Origin of the sequence: Flavobacterium olei (genome assembly GCF_039749035.1) — a bacterium.
In the GTDB taxonomy this organism is placed as follows: domain Bacteria; phylum Bacteroidota; class Bacteroidia; order Flavobacteriales; family Flavobacteriaceae; genus Flavobacterium; species Flavobacterium olei.
In genome coordinates, this window is sequence record NZ_JBDKWC010000001.1 from 821185 (window position 1) to 838161 (window position 16977).

Below are 16977 nucleotides of genomic sequence, written 5' to 3' on the forward strand. Positions count from 1 at the left end.
AAGTTAGAAATTTTCTGATAAACCCAAACGCAAAGACCAGTCGTTTTTGCTGATTCCGTAATCTAAGGCCAAATTACTACCGTTTCGTTTGTTCCATTTAATCCGGATTCCGGTTCCAACAGCCGGATTCCATTTTTTAAACTGATAGGTATCCAGTCTGGAAACTGATGAAATATTGGTAAATACTACAGCTCCGAAAAACCCATTTCTGCTGATATCAGTTCTATATTCGGTTTCAAAATAAATCAGAGCATTACTTCTGTACCGGTTTTTGGTAAATCCACGGCCCGTTTTTCCTTCGCGATCCCAACCAATGCTGGGTAAATCCAGATAATGTGGCTTTCCACCAAAAGTGGACCAGAAAAATGCTCTTGACGCCCAGACTCTGTGTTTGGTTTTACTAAAAGAATAGTATTTTCTGGCATCAAAATAGAAAGATTGCCATTTGTCTCCATCAACGCCGCTTGTATTAATTCGCAAATCAGCTTCTACATATAGACCTTGTTCAGGATTGATAATATTTTCCCTCGAATCGTATAAACCCTGAACCGCACAACCAAAGGAACTTTCATTGCTATAATCGCCATTCATATATTTATAGTAATCGGTTTCTTCTTCTATATATGATTCTTCTGAAATGTTTTGGTAATTATCGAAAAGAAAACCAACACCCAAGCGATAATTTCCAACTATTTTTCTGGTAATAAACTGATAGAACCGCCATTGCTGGTAATCGAGCGTAGATATTTCTTTTTTATTATTATGTTCGCCCAAACCATAAGTCAACTGCGGATAAATCATATAGCGGTAATCGCCTGTAAAATTCCATTTATTCTCTTCGGTATAAATATAAGACTGGAAAGGAAAAACGAATTGTTTACTAAAACTAAAATAAGGCGAAAATGTTACCTGAGACATTTTGGTTTTTTCATGATCTTCTCCCAAATAAAATGTTGTCAGGAAGGAAATTACCAACCCAGAACTGGAATTAACCCCAACCGGAACAGGCAGCAATGAAAAAGCTACTTTTTTCTGGTCCCTTTTTTGAATAGTGTCACCTTTATTAAAAATCTTATGAATAACATCTAAAATATCTCTTGTTCCCACGGCTGTACTGTCATTTTGGGCACAACCAAATGAAGCTATTAAAACTAAAATAATCGTAAATTTAAATTTTAAATTATTCATTTACAATATTTTAAACACTACACAAATTTAAAATATTATAAATAATAACAACCAAATTTTTTAGTAATAACTGCAATTTACAATTAGGTACTCATTTCGACATTATCCCAATCTTCGGCTCGATTAAATACCCATTCTAAAGATTTCTTCTTTCGTAAATAATTCCTTCATTTAGTTTTGCCTGCCTTCCATTTATTCTTTCGTCGACACAATACCAATGTAGCCTGTAATAGTAATCGAGCATTTCGTAAATTTCACGCTCCGATTTTAAGTTTTGTACACTTTCTAATTTCTGATTGTCTTCTTCATTTTGTAAATTAGGTAAAAGAGAAGCCATATCATCTCCACAGTAATTTTCTTCGTCTAATTCCGGTATCATTTCTGTAACCCACATGAGCGCCCACAGCGATTCTAAGTACCAGTTTAAAGAATTGACTTCTATATCTGACAGTTCTTCATTTTCTTTTTCTAAAGTTTCTCTTTCAGAATCTGAAAGATATTTGCTCAAATTATGGCTTTCAATCCAGTCTTTTATAATATAAACCGGCGCTCCAAAAGCAATGTTGATCAGCGCATTCATTACTGCCATTCTTCCTTTAATCTCCTCAAGGGATCTTAAATTTGGCGTATCTAATATTGGCAGCCAGTCATTTACCTTATATCCTTTGTTCCTGATTGCAGCATCATTTTTAAGTTTGATTCCTCTTTTTTGTAATTCGTCCATAATTGTAAATTTGAAAACTTAAAAATAAGCTTATTCTTTCTTTTTTCAAATTAAAGCTGCATCTGAATTTTATACCGGTTTAAAATTTTCATGACAAAAAGCATTATTACAGAAAATAAAAGTGCCCAGACAATTCCCGGAACTCCCTCTGTAAAATAATCCGGAATAATATGAAGATTAAATGACTGATTAAAATAGTAAATAACGCCGGGCAAAATATAAATCAATAACGGATTTGCAGCTGCGGGCATAAAAAAATCACTCCATCTGGTATGTTTCTTAATTTCCATAAGCCAGTATAAAAAGTAAAACAAGATGCTGCAAATTCCAGCTGACAGCATGGTCCAGGATGGCGTTCCCTGTATTTTGGAGATTCCGAAAAAGGGTCTTAGAGAAAATCCGACTGCAAAAAAGAAAATTATAAATCCGATTACCGGCCAATTGATTTTACTTTCAATCTTACGATCAAAAAATAATAGTGAAATTATAATTCCTGCAGCAGCTAATGCCGCATGTGTGAGATGTCCCGCAATAAAACTTAGCCATGAAGTATTTTGCACAAAAGAATTTTCGGTTAGGTTTAGCGAATTCATTACAATACAAAAAATTAAAAAAGCAATCATTGCCCAAAGATTTCCGTTTACCACCCAGTAATAAATTACCGTAAAAAGATAGGCCCAGCCAATCAGTCCCAAAATTCCCCACCATTTTGGCGTCATTCCGATTTTACCAGTTTCTTCCTGAACATACAAAAAGTATAAAGCAATTAAAACCAGCATTCCACCGTATTGAAGTACATTCTTTAACCAACGAGGAAAATCTTTAGGATATTTATTCCAGATCGGAACAGGCATTGCGTAAGCCAAAAGTCCCCAAAAAGCCGGAGCAATTAGCATTTTTGAAGCATCATAACCATATTCGGCATTTACCATAAAAACACCTATTATTATAAGTGCAATGGCCCGTTTTAAAGTGTGTGTCCAGATTGTTTTAGAATTGTCGCCTTTCAGTAACCTGGCGTTAAAAGCAAATGGTACAGACATTCCGACAATAAATAAAAAAGAAGGAAAAACAAGATCTACAAAAGTCATTGCATCTGCATCTGCCGGCATGTGTTTCATCCATTGTGGTACATTTTTAACGCTTGCCAATTCATTTACAAATATCATTACAAAAATGGTGATTCCGCGCAAAGCATCAATAGAAATAATTCTTTGATTGTACAAATTCTCTTTTATTTTCATAATTTTTTATCATTTTACTAAAAATCAAATATAACATAAATCTAAAATGTCTTATTAGAATTTCTGGATTAATTTTGCGCTTAATAAATTGAGTATTATACTTTTTGACGCATGTTATCATTCTTCAAATCTAAACCTAAATTAAAGGATCTGCTGGACGGAAGTTTTGTAGACATACATTCGCACATTCTTCCCGGGATTGATGATGGCGCTAAAAATATCCAAAAATCAGTTCGTCTTAGTAAATCTTTGCAGGAACTGGGTGTTTCTCAAATTATTACAACTCCGCATATTAGTCATTATGTGTATAATAATTCTCCTGAGATTATCCAGTCGAAACTTCAGGAAACTCAACATGCACTAGAAGAAAATAAAATTGGCACACCCATTCGTGCCGCTGCCGAGTATTTTATTGATCATTGGTTTGAAAGCCATTTGCAGCAAGAAAAACTGCTGACATTAAAAGACAATTACATTTTGGTCGAAATGTCTTATCTGCAGGCACCTTTGAACATTTATAAAACCATTTTTGAAATTAAAGTCGCCGGATATATTCCGGTTCTGGCGCATCCGGAACGATATGTTTTTTATCATAATAAATTTGAAGAATACGAAAAACTAAAAAATGCCGGCTGTCTTTTTCAGCTGAATTTACTTGCCGCTGTAGAATATTACGGATCTAAGATTGCCAACATTGCCGACGAACTTTTAGCAAAAGGGATGTACGATTTTTGCGGAAGCGATGTTCACCACAGAAAACATATTGAAGCTTTTGACAATAAAGTAAAAATTAAAAATATTAATACTCTAAAAGAAGTAATTACTAACAATCAGTTTTTTAAATTTTAAAAACCGTTAATAAGCATTCTCTTCTCCTTTAAAGATATTGATTATGGTTTTAATGATGATTTTTACATCCAGTAGAAGACTCCAGTTTTCGATGTACCAAATATCATATTCTACTCTGTTTTCCATATCACTTAAAACTTTGGTCTCGCCTCTAAATCCATTTACCTGCGCCCAGCCCGTGATTCCCGGTTTTGCATACTGTCGTACAAAATAATTACCAATTAAATCGCTGTATTCTTTGGCAAGATTAACCATGTGTGGCCTTGGCCCTACAACAGACATATCGCCTGCAAAAACATTAAAAAACTGAGGCAATTCGTCTATACTCGTTTTACGGATAAAAGCACCAAATTTAGTAATTCGGCTATCCCCTTTATGAGCTTGCTTGCTATGTGCCAAACCATTGATATACATACTTCTAAATTTTAAACACTTAAAAGTCCTGTTATCCCGGCCAGCTCTATCCTGCCTGAAAAATACAGGTCCCGGAGATTCTAATTTAATGATAATCATTATAATGGGAAATAGCCACGGAAAAATAAGAATGATTACCAGACTTGAAAAAAGCAAATCAAAAACTTTTTTTATAAGCCGGTTTGAGGCGTATTCCATAGGCTCTGTACGAAACATCAATACAGGCGTGTTTTCATAAAAAGCTACTTCTACTTTACTGGCTTTTGTATACAGCTGAAAATCCGGAATAAATTTTATACGAACCATATTTTGCTCGCAAATCCTGATTAACTCATTTATGACATCAATATTTTCAATACTTAACGCCACATACAATTCGTCAATTTCATTTTCTATGACAAATTTTTCTATATTTTCGAATTTCCCGATAATTAAAGCGGGATCAACAAGGGTTTGGTTTTGTATTTCGTCAAAGAAACCGAAGAATCGATAACCGTACGTCAGATCTTTGGCGAGGACTTTTCGAATCTTTTCTCCTGCTTCATTGGCACCAACGATAATGAATTTCTTAAAATTATACCCTTTACTGCGAATATACTTGAGGAGTTTCATCGATAAAAACCTCGTTATCATGAGCAGTCCAAAAAAGATCAGATAAAAATAAACCATTCTTAATCTGGAAACATCTCCATATTTTAAATAAACGACGAAAACAGAAATCAATGACGCATGAATGACAAGCTTTTTAATGGTTCTCCATAAAATAGATTCGATGGGTTCTACACGGACACTTCTGTTGGAATCATTTTGAAGTAATAATGCAATCCAGATTATAACCGCTAAAAGAGAAATCGTCCTTTCTTCTTTCGAAAGTAATTTATCAAGATTTCCAAATCGGGCTAAAGCCGAAAGAAGTGTCGCGAGATTTAACAATATAACATCTACCCCAACAAACAAAAGCTTGAAGTAACGCGAGATTCGGTAATGGGATAGTTTTTGTAAAATTTTCATGACACAGGTTCCTTTTTATCCGAAAAGAATAAAAAAGACTTTAACATTTAAATCGATGCAAAGTAACATTTAAATTATATTTTTTGTACCTAATTTATTATATTATTTAAAAAACTTTACTCTTAAACTATGCAAATTTAATATTGCAGTCATGATAAAAACTATTTTCTTATTTCTTTTTACTTTCACTTCAGTTTATGCGCAAATCTCGGGCTGTACAGACGCATCTGCTCAAAATTACAATGCTCAGGCTACAATAAATAATGGGAGTTGTTTGTATAAAAATCTAAAATTAAAACCGGAATATTCTATGCGTCTGAGTGATTCTGTAAAGGAAACTTCGGGATTAATTGCCTTTGATAATTTACTTTGGACACATAATGACGATCATGATAAAACAATCTACGGATTGGATTCTCTGGGAAAAATTAAACGAAAAATTGTTCTCACTCAAATAATCAATCACGATTGGGAAGAAATAGCGCAGGACAGTACACATATTTATATTGGTGATTTTGGAAACAACTATTCGGGTAACCGAACAGATTTGAAAATTTTTAAAATCGGCAAAAAATCTTTTTTAGAAGAAAACCCTAAAATTGAAACCATTACATTTACCTATTCTGATCAGACTGATTTTTCCCGTTCAAAACCAAATAAAACCAATTTAGACTGCGAAGCTTTTATAGTTTCAAAAGACAGTATTTATTTGTTTACCAAACAATGGAAATCTTTCAAAACAAGTATTTATTCCCTTCCAAATCAACCCGGTTCACAAATTGCAAAATTACAATCGACACTTGACACAAAAGGTCTGGTGACCGGTGCCACGTATTTAGAAAATAAAAAACTGATCACTTTGTGTGGCTATACCAAAGCCGGAAAACCTTTTTTGTACTTCCTTTATGATTTTAAAAGTCCTGATTTTTTATCCGGAAATAAAAGGCGAATCGATTTAAAAGTACGGTTCCATCAAATTGAAGGCATTGCGACTAAAGATGGATTGCATTATTTCTTAACCAATGAATCTTTGGTGCGAAAACCGGTTATAAATGTTGTTCAGCAGATTCATTATTTCGATTTGAGTTCTTTTCTAAATTCCTATCTCCATAAATAATTCGCAAATAGTAAGATAAAAGTTTACTTTTGCAAAAAAGTTGTGTTTTGTAAAACATTCATAACTTATAATTTATAACTCATACTTACATAGTGAATTACTTATCTGTAGAAAATATATCGAAGTCATTTGGCGAAAGAGTCCTTTTTGACAACATTTCATTTGGAATCAATAAAGATCAAAAAATCGCTTTTATCGCCAAAAACGGTTCGGGAAAAACCACCATTATGAGCATTATTAATGGGTTGGATGAACCTGATACCGGACAGGTTGTTTTGAGAAAAGGAATCAGAATGGCTTTTCTTTCTCAGGATAATAATTTACAGGATGAATTGACGATCGAAGAAAGTATTTTTGCATCTGATAATGAAACGCTGAAAATAATTGAAGCTTACGAAAAGGCTTTGGAAAATCCGGAAGATGAAGAAGCGTACCAAAAAGCTTTTGACGGAATGGATCAGCATAATGCCTGGGATTTTGAAACGCAATACAAGCAGATTTTATTTAAATTAAAGCTGGAAGATTTTAAACTTAAAGTAAAAAATCTTTCCGGAGGACAGAAAAAGCGTCTTTCATTGGCGATAATTCTAATCAATCGCCCTGATCTGTTGATTCTGGATGAGCCGACCAACCATTTGGATCTTGAAATGATTGAATGGCTTGAAAGTTATTTTGCTAAAGAAAACATCACGTTGTTTATGGTAACACACGATCGTTTCTTTTTAGAACGTGTTTGTAATGAAATTATCGAACTTGACAATGGAAAATTATACCAGTACAAAGGAAATTATTCGTACTATCTGGAAAAAAAGGAAGAAAGAATAACTTCTGAAAATGCAAGTGTTGATAAGGCCAAAAACTTATTTGTAAAAGAACTGGAATGGATGCGCCGTCAGCCAAAAGCAAGAACTACAAAATCTAAATCCCGTCAGGACGATTTTTATGTAATTAAGGAAAAAGCGCAAAGCCGTCGTAAAGAGAATAAAGTGGAGCTTGAAATTAATATGGAAAGAATGGGAAGCAAAATTATTGAGCTTCATAAACTTTCTAAAAAATTTAAAGACAAAGTTATTCTGGATAATTTCAGTTTTGATTTTCAGCGTGGAGAACGTATCGGTATAATCGGTAAAAACGGAACAGGAAAATCTACTTTCTTAAATCTTTTGACAGGAACAATCCCACCAGACAACGGACGCGTAGTAAAAGGTGATACCATTAAAGTTGGATATTATACGCAATCAGGAATTAATCCAAAACCGGGGCAACGTGTTATTGATATCATCAAAGAATACGGTGAATTTATTCCGTTGGCAAAAGGAAGAATGATTTCTGCTTCGCAATTATTAGAGCGTTTCCTTTTTGATGCCAAAAAACAATACGATTATGTAGAGAAATTGAGCGGTGGCGAATTAAAGCGTCTGTATTTGTGTACGGTTTTAATCCAGAATCCAAATTTCCTAATTCTCGATGAGCCAACAAACGATTTAGACATTGTAACTCTGAATGTTTTGGAAAGTTTTCTTTTAGATTATCCGGGATGTCTTTTAGTGGTTTCTCACGATCGCTACTTTATGGATAAAATTGTCGATCACCTGTTTATATTCAGAGGTGAAGGCGAAATCGAAAATTTCCCTGGAAATTATTCTGACTTCAGAGCTTATGAAGACAGCGCAGATGTAGCTCAAAAAGAAGAAAACAAGGCCGAAAAGAAAGACTGGAAACAAAACAACCCAACTGGAAATCTATCTTTTAACGAGCAGAAAGAATACCAGAAAATCGAAAGAGAAATTAAAGATCTGGAAATCGAAAAAACTAAAATCGAACAATTATTCTCTGAAGGAAAAGTTGCAGATGCCGATATTGAGAAAAAAGCGAACGAACTGCAAAACATTATAAAAAAAATAGAAGCAAAAGAAGAACGATGGTTTGAGCTTTCGGCTAAGATTGAAGGGTAGTTCTGTTTGTTTCAGGTTTCAGGTTTCAGGTTTCATCCTGACGCTTCTGGCAAAGGTTTAAGTGTTTAACTAAAATCATATTCGACTGCGCCTGAGACTAAAATCTTTATTTACTTATATTTACAACATTAAAAAAAATTAATACCACATAAAATGAAACATGTATTTACTGCTCTTTTAGTAATGACTTTATTTATTTCCTGTTCAAATGATACTACTTTAGAAAGAATCGATACCACAGATTATTCTGCAAAAAATGATAAGGAAATACAGGATTATCTAACGAAAAATAATTTAACTGCCACGAAAACTTCCAGTGGTTTATGTTATATCATCAATGAACAGGGAACAGGACAAAACCCAACAACATCATCAACTGTAACAGTCGTTTACAAAGGAACTTTAACCAACGGAACTGTTTTTGATCAAAGTGCTGCAGGAGCAACATTTCCTTTAAACAAACTTATATTAGGATGGCAGGAAGGATTACCAAAATTTAAAGAAGGCGGAAGTGGTATTTTATTAATCCCATCTCGTTTAGGATATGGAAATACCAAGGTTCAAAATATTCCTTCTGGTTCTGTTTTAATTTTTGAAATAAAACTGACTAAAGTAGCCAACTAAAGTTGCGTTATAAAACTGTAAGGGAATGCTGTTTCAAATTAAATCGTATTTAAAATTTCTTTGGAATTCAAAAAATGAACATGCTGTTCATTCTCCATTTGTTTTTAATTTACTGACGAGATGTTTTTACGACAGGAAATATAAACCGGAATATGCCATTTTAAAAAAGTACCGAAGATCGCTTTTAGAGAATGCTAATTTTATTGAAGTAACCGACTTTGGAGCGGGCTCCAGAGTTTTCAGATCCAGTAAAAGACAAATTGCTAAAATTGCTAAAACAGCGGGAATCTCGCCAAAACGTGCCGAATTATTATTTCGTGTAACTACTTATTTTCAGCCTGAGAATATACTGGAAATTGGTACATCGTTAGGTCTTGCAACTTCTGCATTGGCTCTGGGATCCCGAAGCCTCGGGACGAAAGGGAAAGTAATCACGATTGAAGGTTGTCCAAATACTGCTGATATAGCAAAAAATCAATTAGAACAATTTAGTTGTAATAATGTTGAAAATGTAATATCAGAATTTGAATCTTTTTTAATTACAGAAAACCTGCAATCTGTAATTTATGATCTTATTTATTTTGACGGAAATCATTCTAAAAGCGCGACTTTAAAGTATTTTGAACTTTTGCTGCCCACTATTACTAATGATTCAGTCTGGATTTTTGATGACATACATTGGTCAGAGGAAATGGAAGAAGCCTGGGAAGTAATCAGAAATCACCCGAAAGTAAAGGTTACAATTGATACCTTCCAATGGGGATTTGTGTTTTTTAGAAGAGAACAGGAAAAAGAGCATTTTATAATTCGAACATAAAAAAAAGACAATCATTTCTGATTGTCTTTTTTGTTTATATTAAACTACTAAATTATTTTTTAGCGTCTTTGTTTTCTTCAGATTTTGCTCCCATTCTGTTAACAGTATACATTGGTGCAAATTTAACTTTTAAACCAGCAATTTTTCTATTGTCTTCTGCTGAAAGTCCTTCTTTTTCAACTGTATTTTTACGGCTGTCAAGTGCTTCATACATTAACTTAATTTCATCCCAGTCTTCTCTTGAATATTTATCTTTATTGTCTTCTACCGTGTGAACGAATTGCTGATAAACGCTATGAATATTCTGCGCAGTTACCCAGCTAAAGTTCATATCATCACCGATTTTTCCTGCACCAAACAAAGCGTCTCTTAAAGATTGTTTTGGACTTGCTGCTGCCGGAGGGGCAAATTGGGCGGTCATTTCGTTTTTAAATTCCTCGTATTTCAGTTTACTTGCATTAATTTTTTCAGTTGCATCTGCATTGTCTTTAATATCAGCTAAAGCAGCCTGAGCTTCCTGAGATCTTCTGTCATATTCTGTTTCAACAGTTTGCCAGTTTTCTTTTAAATCCGCAGCAGCGACATTTTTTACAGAATCTACGTAAGTTACATAAGAGTCTACTGTTCTTTGTGCTTTTTCTTGTTTTTCATCTTTACATGATGTAAAAGCTACTGCAATTAATGCAATTCCAATTGTGATTTTAATATTTTTCATATTACTGATTATTTAATTAATATGATTCAAATTTACTTAAAACCTAAATCAAAAAATTACATTATTATCATGTTTCTAAAATAAAAAACATCTTAAAACTATAAAAAACAGTATTTTATGTTAATTATGTAAAATATTAAATATATTCTATAACCTAGCTCTGTTTTAAAAATCGAAATTAAAGCAATAACACGGATAGAGGAGAAAAATTGTAACAAAAACCAAATGACAGCTACTAATATTTTTATTGAAAAGTGTTTTGTACTTTTAAATCCAAAATTGAAAATCGAATGGCTGAACCATTAATTAAAATAACCGACATAAAGCGAAATTTTGTTTTAGGAAACGAAATTGTATACGTATTAAAAGGTATTAATCTGGAAATAAAAAAAGGCGAATATGTCGCTTTGATGGGACCATCCGGTTCCGGAAAATCTACACTAATGAATTTATTAGGATGCCTGGATACTCCAACTTCCGGTCATTATGTATTAAATGGGAAAGACGTCAGCCAGATGCGTGATGATGAGTTGGCAGAGATAAGAAATAAGGAGATTGGTTTTGTATTTCAGACTTTTAATCTTTTACCAAGAACAACCGCACTCGATAATGTCGCTCTTCCTATGATTTATGCCGGTTACGGAAAATCGGAAAGGATTGCACGGGCAACAGAAGTTTTAAAACAGGTAAATTTGGCTGACAGGATGGATCACCAGCCCAATCAGCTTTCCGGAGGTCAGCGCCAGCGTGTTGCCGTAGCGAGAGCTTTGGTCAATAAACCTTCTATAATTCTTGCCGATGAGCCAACCGGAAACTTAGACAGTAAAACTTCTGTAGAAATAATGAAGCTTTTTGGAGACATTCATGCACAGGGAAATACTGTAATTCTTGTAACTCACGAAGAAGATATCGCCGCTTATGCGCATAGGGTTATTCGTTTAAGAGACGGATTAATTGAAAGTGATACCAGTAAATGATTTAGTCCCGACACTTCGGGATTGAGAACCTTAGTCCCTTAGCAACTTAGAAACTTAGCAACTTTTAAAAAAAAATGAAAGTATATACCAAAACAGGAGACAAAGGAACGACAGCTCTTTTTGGAGGAACCCGTGTTCCTAAAGATCACATTAGAATCGACAGTTATGGTACTGTTGACGAATTAAATTCTTATATAGGACTAATTCGCGATCAGGAAATGGATGCTCATTATAAAACAATCTTAATCAAAATACAGGATCGTCTTTTTACAGTTGGTGCCATTCTGGCAACTCCACCGGAAAAAGAAGTTTTAAAAAATGGCGAACTGCGATTAAAAAATCTCGGTATAATTGATTCAGATGTTGAATTACTCGAAAACGAAATTGATAAAATGGAAGAAAGCCTTCCTCCTATGACGCATTTTGTTTTACCAGGCGGACATCCAACTGTGTCACATTGTCATATTGCGAGATGTATCTGTCGCAGAGCAGAACGTTTAGCAGTCCATTTAAGCCATAATGAGCACGTTCCGGAAATAGCAATTCAGTACTTAAACCGACTTTCTGACTACCTTTTTGTCTTGGCACGGAAGTTGTCCTCTGACCTAAAAGCGGAGGAAGTGAAATGGATTCCGAGGAAGTAAATTTTAGATTCTACTCCCGACACATCGGGATAGATTTTAGATTGTTTTAGGTCTAAAATCTAAAATCAACAATCTAAACTCTGCAATTAATAAGGACGTTCTTAAATTTTATTAAAATAAATGAAAATTTACTTGTCTTTTTCAGTAAAAAATTTATTTTTGCACAAACTAAACAGATAACAGATGTATTGGACATTAGAATTAGCATCTTATTTAAGTGATGCGCCATGGCCTGCTAACAAAGACGAACTTATTGACTACGCTATTAGAGCTGGTGCTCCATTAGAAGTAGTAGAAAACCTTCAGTCAATCGAAGATGAAGGGGAGATATATGAATCAATGGAAGAAATTTGGCCTGATTATCCAACAGACGAAGATTATCTTTGGAATGAGGATGAATATTAAAAAATAAACCAAATGAAAAAGTCTCATCACAGAGGCTTTTTTTTTGGTTCAAATACATATATAATAAAGAAATACAATAAATCATGAGTTTCATAAACAGTATTATTAAAGTCTTTGTAGGTGATAAATCACAGAAAGATGTCAAAGCTTTACAACCTTATTTAAATAAAATTAAAACATTCGAAGCGCCTTTAATGAGTCTTTCAAACGATGAATTAAGAGGCCGAACTGTTTTTTTTAAAGAGAGAATAAAAGAAGCAAGAGCTGAAAAGGATGCTAAAATTGCTTCGCTTAAAGCGGAAGTAGAAAACATCGTAGACATTGATAAAAGAGAAGATCTTTATGATGCAATAGATACTCTTGAAAAAGAAGCTTATGAAATCTCTGAAAAAACTTTACTGGAAATTCTTCCTGAAGCTTTTTCTGTAGTAAAAGAAACAGCGCGTCGTTTTAAAGAAAACTCACATATTGAGGTAACTGCAACAGCGAAAGACCGCGAATTTTCAGCTTCAAAATCATACATTACTATTGAAGGCGAAAAAGCAATCTGGGCCAACAAATGGAATGCTGCCGGAAAAGATATTACCTGGGACATGATTCACTATGATGTGCAGTTAATTGGTGGTATGGTTTTACATGAAGGTAAAGTTGCCGAAATGCAGACAGGTGAAGGTAAAACTTTGGTTGCCACCCTTCCTCTTTACTTAAATGCTTTGACAGGAAACGGAGTTCACTTAGTAACTGTGAATGATTACTTGGCAAAACGTGATAGTACCTGGAAAGCGCCTTTATTCGAATTCCACGGTTTATCTGTTGACTGTATCGACAATCACCAGCCAAGTACAGAACAAAGAAAAAAAGCATACGACGCAGATATCACTTACGGAACTAACAATGAGTTTGGTTTTGACTATTTAAGAGACAACATGGCGCATTCTCCTAGCGATTTAGTGCAGAGAAAGCATAATTTTGCTATTGTCGATGAGGTCGATTCTGTATTAATTGATGATGCGAGAACACCGCTTATTATTTCAGGACCGGTTCCACAGGGAGATCGTCATGAATTCAACGAATTGAAACCAAAAATTGAAAACTTAGTTGCACAACAGCGTCAGTTAGCAAATGGTTTCTTAGCAGAAGCTAAAAAATTAATTAAAGAAGGAAATACTAAAGAAGGCGGATTCTTATTATTAAGAGCTTACAGAAGTTTACCTAAAAATAAGGCATTAATTAAATTTTTAAGTGAAGAAGGAATTAAACAATTACTTCAAAAAACTGAAAATCAATACATGCAGGACAACAATCGTGAAATGCATAAAGTTGATGAAGCTTTGTATTTTGTGATTGAAGAAAAAAACAATCAGGTTGAATTGACAGATAATGGTATCAAATACCTTTCCGGAGATACTGATGCCGATTTCTTCGTTTTACCGGACATTGGAACAGAAATCGCTGCAATCGAAAAACAAAAGTTAGACAAAGACGCTGAAGCAGAAGCCAAAGAAAGATTATTTCAGGATTTTGGTGTAAAAAGCGAGCGTATTCACACACTTACACAGCTTTTAAAAGCATATGCCTTATTCGAAAAAGATGTAGAATATGTGATCATGGACAACAAAATTATGATTGTCGATGAGCAAACAGGCCGTATCATGGACGGACGTCGTTATTCTGACGGTCTTCATCAGGCTATTGAAGCTAAAGAAAATGTAAAAATTGAAGCTGCTACTCAAACATTTGCTACTGTTACATTACAGAATTATTTCAGAATGTACAATAAATTGGCAGGTATGACAGGTACTGCAGTTACAGAAGCGGGCGAATTGTGGCAGATCTACAAACTGGATGTTGTGGAAATCCCAACCAATCGTGGAATTGCAAGACAGGACAAAGAAGATTACATCTACAAAACAACACGTGAGAAATTTAACGCTGTAATTGAAGATGTTACCGAATTATCAAATGCAGGAAGACCAGTTCTGATTGGAACAACTTCTGTTGAGATTTCGGAGTTATTAAGCCGTATGTTAAAAATGAGAGGCGTTACACATAACGTTTTGAATGCTAAAATGCACAAACAAGAGGCTCAAATTGTAGAGGAAGCAGGAAAAGCCGGAGTTGTAACTATTGCAACAAACATGGCTGGTCGTGGTACCGATATTAAATTATCTCCGGAAGTAAAAGCTGCAGGAGGTTTAGCAATCGTGGGTACAGAACGTCATGATTCCCGTCGTGTAGACAGACAGTTACGTGGTCGTGCAGGACGTCAGGGAGATCCGGGAAGTTCTCAGTTCTATGTTTCTCTTGAAGATAACTTAATGCGTTTATTTGGTTCTGAAAGAGTTGCTAAAGTAATGGACAGAATGGGTCTGAAAGAAGGTGAAGTAATTCAGCATTCTATGATGACTAAATCTATCGAACGTGCTCAGAAAAAAGTAGAAGAAAACAACTTTGGTGTTCGTAAACGTTTATTAGAATATGATGACGTAATGAACTCTCAGCGTGAAGTAGTTTACAAACGTCGTCGTCACGCATTATTTGGTGAGCGTTTGAAACTGGATATTGCGAATATGCTTTATGATACCTGCGAATTAATAGTAAGTCATAATAAAGGCGCTAATGATTTTAAAGGATTTGATTTTGATTTAATTCGTTATTTCGGAATTACATCTCCAATTTCAGAAGCAGATTTTGCTAAATCATCTGATATTGAAATTACCGGAAAAGTATACAAAGAAGCTTTAGCATTTTACACTGAAAAAACAGAAAGAAGTGCCAGAGAAGCTTTCCCAATTATCAAAGGAGTTTACGAAGAACCAAACAATCACTTTGAAAGAATTGTAGTTCCATTTACAGACGGAATCAAAACTTTGAATGTGGTAACGGACCTGAAAAAAGCTTACGATAGCGAAGGTGCTCAATTAATCGCAGATTTTGAGAAAAACATCACACTTTCTATTGTTGATGAGGCCTGGAAAAAACACTTACGCAAAATGGACGAATTGAAACAATCTGTTCAGTTGGCTGTTCACGAGCAAAAAGACCCATTGCTTATTTACAAATTAGAAGCCTTCAATCTGTTTAGAGGAATGTTGGATAATGTAAACAAAGAAGTTATTTCATTCCTATTTAAAGGTGATCTGCCTGCTCAAAATGCTCCGGAAATTCACGAAGCAAGAGAAGTTCGTCAAAAAGAGAATTTACAATTAACTAAAGACGAAATTCCAAATAGTGAAGAGATCAATCGTGAGGCAGGAGAAACTCAACAACGTCAGGTAACTGAAACTATTGTTAGAGATATGCCAAAAATCAACAGAAATGATACTGTTACAGTTCAGGAAGTTGCAACCGGCAAAACCGAAGAAATGAAGTTTAAAAAAGCGGAAAGTTTAATCGCTTCAGGAACCTGGGTTTTGGTTAAATAAAAAATTAAAGATCTCATCTTTGAGCTTTATATATAAAAAAATCTCCGATTAATAATCGGAGATTTTTTTTTAAAAGAATTAATTAGCGTGGATTATCTTCGTAATAACGTGCTTCAATTCTTTTTATATCTTTTATCGTATTCTTTGCCCATTGTAAACGTTTTACCAGAATTTCTTCCTCAGTTAATTTCCAGTCAATATCAGACTGGCGCAGTCTGCTAGTTAGATTTTGAATGATTATAGCAGCAGAAACCGAAATGTTTAGACTCTCTGTAAAACCAACCATTGGAATCTTTAAATACCCGTCAGCTTTGTCCATAATTTCTTGTGACAGTCCTTCTTTTTCTGTTCCAAAAAACAAAGCACTTGGTTTCGTGATATCAAAATCTTCCAACATACAATCTTTTTCATGCGGAGTTGTTGCAATAATTTGATAACCTTTATTCTTCAAATCTGACAGGCAGTTTGAAATTGAATCAAAGCGATTGATATCTACCCATTTTTGAGCACCCAAAGCAATTTCCTTATCGATTCTTTTCCCGAAACGCTGTTCGATAATATTCAATTCCTGAATTCCGAAGACTTCACAGCTGCGCATTACAGCACTTGTATTATGCATTTGAAAGACATCTTCAACAGCAACGGTAAAATGTTTAGTTCTTTTGCTGAGTACTTCTAAAAATCTTTCTTTGCGGTTGTCTGTTAATATATTTTCTAAGAATGCGAGGTAATCTAAATCAATCATTATAAAATTCTGTTTATTACTAGTTTAAATGTCTTAACTTAAAAGTATCAGTTTGCGAAAATAACTATTTCATTTGAAACATTTCTCATTTGATTATCTTTGAGATAAGAATCAAAAATTTCA

At 34.2% G+C, this 16977-nt stretch carries 15 protein-coding genes; 9 read left to right on the forward strand and 6 right to left on the reverse strand.

Annotated elements, in window-relative coordinates:
• Nucleotides 1–3: 3 nt before the first annotated feature.
• The 3 genes from ABEB31_RS03520 to ABEB31_RS03530 form a co-directional block, all read right to left on the reverse strand.
• Entirely contained in the window at nt 4–1188 is a 1185-nt protein-coding gene (locus tag ABEB31_RS03520) for a BamA/TamA family outer membrane protein (RefSeq protein ID WP_347049954.1), read from the reverse strand.
• A gap of 136 nt (nt 1189–1324) precedes the next feature.
• Nucleotides 1325–1912: a DUF4272 domain-containing protein gene (locus ABEB31_RS03525; RefSeq protein WP_347049955.1), complete on the reverse strand. Its 588-nt coding sequence runs from the start codon at nt 1910–1912 to the stop codon at nt 1325–1327.
• Nucleotides 1913–1962: 50 nt separating this feature from the next.
• The gene (locus ABEB31_RS03530; protein ID WP_347049956.1) at nt 1963–3156 is read right to left on the reverse strand and encodes a DUF5009 domain-containing protein; all 1194 of its coding nucleotides are present in this window, start codon (nt 3154–3156) and stop codon (nt 1963–1965) included.
• A gap of 111 nt (nt 3157–3267) precedes the next feature.
• Between ABEB31_RS03530 and ABEB31_RS03535 the strand changes: the two genes are divergently transcribed.
• Nucleotides 3268–4005 carry a tyrosine-protein phosphatase gene (locus ABEB31_RS03535; protein WP_347049957.1) on the forward strand — a complete coding sequence of 246 codons (738 nt, stop codon included), beginning with the start codon at nt 3268–3270 and terminating at the stop codon, nt 4003–4005.
• A 6-nt stretch (nt 4006–4011) separates the two neighbouring features.
• Here ABEB31_RS03535 and ABEB31_RS03540 read toward each other — a convergent pair whose 3' ends face one another.
• The gene (locus tag ABEB31_RS03540; RefSeq protein ID WP_347049958.1) at nt 4012–5430 is read right to left on the reverse strand and encodes an undecaprenyl-phosphate glucose phosphotransferase; all 1419 of its coding nucleotides are present in this window, start codon (nt 5428–5430) and stop codon (nt 4012–4014) included.
• Between the two features lie 151 nt (nt 5431–5581).
• Here ABEB31_RS03540 and ABEB31_RS03545 point away from each other — a divergent pair, with 151 nt between their 5' ends.
• The 4 genes from ABEB31_RS03545 to ABEB31_RS03560 all read left to right on the forward strand — a co-directional run bounded on the left by ABEB31_RS03545 (nt 5582) and on the right by ABEB31_RS03560 (nt 9943).
• On the forward strand, nt 5582–6547 hold the full coding sequence (locus ABEB31_RS03545; RefSeq protein ID WP_347049959.1) for a T9SS C-terminal target domain-containing protein: 966 nt from the start codon (nt 5582–5584) through the stop codon (nt 6545–6547).
• Between the two features lie 92 nt (nt 6548–6639).
• Entirely contained in the window at nt 6640–8502 is a 1863-nt protein-coding gene (locus tag ABEB31_RS03550) for an ABC-F family ATP-binding cassette domain-containing protein (protein WP_347049960.1), read from the forward strand.
• Nucleotides 8503–8655: 153 nt separating this feature from the next.
• Nucleotides 8656–9126: an FKBP-type peptidyl-prolyl cis-trans isomerase gene (locus ABEB31_RS03555; protein WP_347049961.1), complete on the forward strand. Its 471-nt coding sequence runs from the start codon at nt 8656–8658 to the stop codon at nt 9124–9126.
• Nucleotides 9127–9151: 25 nt separating this feature from the next.
• The gene (locus ABEB31_RS03560) at nt 9152–9943 is read left to right on the forward strand and encodes an O-methyltransferase (protein ID WP_347049962.1); all 792 of its coding nucleotides are present in this window, start codon (nt 9152–9154) and stop codon (nt 9941–9943) included.
• Nucleotides 9944–9995: 52 nt separating this feature from the next.
• Here ABEB31_RS03560 and ABEB31_RS03565 read toward each other — a convergent pair whose 3' ends face one another.
• A complete protein-coding gene (locus ABEB31_RS03565; protein ID WP_347049963.1) occupies nt 9996–10658 on the reverse strand; it encodes a DUF6565 domain-containing protein in 663 nt (220 codons plus the stop codon).
• Nucleotides 10659–10948: 290 nt separating this feature from the next.
• On the opposite strand from ABEB31_RS03565, the gene ABEB31_RS03570 reads away from it, so the two are divergent.
• The 4 genes from ABEB31_RS03570 (at nt 10949) to secA (ending at nt 16109) form a co-directional block, all read left to right on the forward strand.
• The gene (locus tag ABEB31_RS03570; protein ID WP_347049964.1) at nt 10949–11635 is read left to right on the forward strand and encodes an ABC transporter ATP-binding protein; all 687 of its coding nucleotides are present in this window, start codon (nt 10949–10951) and stop codon (nt 11633–11635) included.
• A gap of 74 nt (nt 11636–11709) precedes the next feature.
• Nucleotides 11710–12279 (forward strand): cob(I)yrinic acid a,c-diamide adenosyltransferase, encoded by a 570-nt coding sequence (locus ABEB31_RS03575; RefSeq protein WP_347049965.1) that lies wholly within the window; start codon nt 11710–11712, stop codon nt 12277–12279.
• Nucleotides 12280–12462: 183 nt separating this feature from the next.
• Nucleotides 12463–12684: a DUF2795 domain-containing protein gene (locus ABEB31_RS03580; RefSeq protein ID WP_007138072.1), complete on the forward strand. Its 222-nt coding sequence runs from the start codon at nt 12463–12465 to the stop codon at nt 12682–12684.
• An 83-nt stretch (nt 12685–12767) separates the two neighbouring features.
• On the forward strand, nt 12768–16109 hold the full coding sequence (gene secA, locus ABEB31_RS03585) for a preprotein translocase subunit SecA (RefSeq protein WP_347049966.1): 3342 nt from the start codon (nt 12768–12770) through the stop codon (nt 16107–16109).
• A gap of 82 nt (nt 16110–16191) precedes the next feature.
• Here secA and ABEB31_RS03590 read toward each other — a convergent pair whose 3' ends face one another.
• Nucleotides 16192–16854, reverse strand: coding sequence for a TrmH family RNA methyltransferase (locus tag ABEB31_RS03590; protein WP_347049967.1), 663 nt, complete (start codon nt 16852–16854; stop codon nt 16192–16194).
• Nucleotides 16855–16977 lie beyond the last annotated feature (123 nt).